This window comes from Mycobacterium sp. KBS0706 (assembly GCF_005938675.2).
Lineage (GTDB): Bacteria > Pseudomonadota > Alphaproteobacteria > DSM-16000 > Inquilinaceae > Inquilinus.
Window position 1 is genome coordinate 1 of sequence record NZ_VCCH02000277.1, and the last position, 1,285, is coordinate 1,285.

1 protein-coding gene and 1 pseudogene are annotated in these 1,285 nt (G+C 69.0%); both read right to left on the reverse strand.

Annotation, left to right across the window (positions count from 1 at the left end):
• Positions 1-833, reverse strand: an 833-nt coding sequence (gene sucD, locus FFK22_RS41795) for a succinate--CoA ligase subunit alpha (protein ID WP_143957002.1), incomplete at its 3' end; no start/stop codon positions are given.
• Positions 833-1,285: pseudogene (gene sucC / locus FFK22_RS41800) on the reverse strand (succinate--CoA ligase subunit beta); the annotation flags it as partial. The gene sucD and the pseudogene sucC, both read right to left, overlap by 1 nt.

Consider the following 1,285-nt stretch of genomic DNA (forward strand, 5'->3'; position numbering starts at 1 on the left):
GGGGAGTCGGCGACGGCGATGCCGGCGGCCTTCAGCGCCTCGATCTTGTGGTCGGCGGTGTCATGGCCGCCGGAGATCACGGCGCCGGCATGGCCCATGCGGCGGCCCGGGGGCGCGGTGCGGCCGGCGATGAAGCCGACCACCGGCTTGGTGGTGCCGCTGGCCTTCAGGAACTCGGCACCCATCACCTCGGCGTCGCCGCCGATCTCGCCGATCATGATGATGCCCTCGGTCTCCGGGTCGCCGAGGAAAAGCTCCAGCGCGTCGACGAAGTTGGTCCCGTTCACCGGGTCGCCGCCGATGCCGATGCAGGTGGTCTGGCCCAGCCCCGCCGCCGTGGTCTGCGCCACCGCCTCATAGGTCAGCGTGCCCGACCGGCTGACGATGCCGATCTTGCCGCGGCGGTGGATGTGCCCCGGCATGATGCCGATCTTGCACTCGCCCGGCGTGATCACCCCCGGGCAGTTCGGACCGATCAGCCGGGTGGCCGATCCGGCCAGCGCCCGCTTGACCTTGACCATGTCCAGGACCGGGATGCCCTCGGTGATGCACACCACCAGCGGGATCTCCGCGTCGATCGCCTCCAGGATCGCATCCGCGGCAAACGGCGGCGGCACATAGATCACGCTGGCGTTGGCGCCGGTCTGGTCCACCGCCTGGGCCACGGTGTCGAACACCGGCAGGTCGAGATGCTTGGTCCCGCCCTTGCCCGGGGTGACGCCGCCGACCATGCGGGTGCCGTAGGCGATCGCCTGCTCGGAATGGAAGGTGCCCTGGGCCCCGGTGAAGCCCTGGCAGATCACCTTGGTGTTCTTGTCGACGAGCACGGCCATCACGCGGCCTCCTTCACGGCACGGACGATCTTCACTGCGGCGTCGCCGAGGTCGTCGGCCGACAGGATCGGCAGCCCGCTCTCGGCCAGGATCTGCTTGCCGCGCTCGACATTGGTGCCTTCCAGACGCACCACCAAGGGCACGTGCAAGGAGACTTCCCGCGCCGCCTCGATCACGCCCTCGGCGATCACGTCGCAGCGCATGATGCCGCCGAAGATGTTGACCAGGATGCCTTCGACATTCGGGTCCGACAGGATCAGCTTGAACGCCGTGGTCACCCGCTCGCGCGTGGCGCCGCCGCCGACATCCAGGAAGTTGGCCGGCTCGCCGCCCTCCAGCTTGATGATGTCCATGGTCGCCATCGCCAGGCCGGCGCCGTTGACCATGCAGCCGATGTTGCCGTCGAGCTTGACGTAGTTCAGCGACGCCTTCTCCGCCTCGGTCTCGGTCGG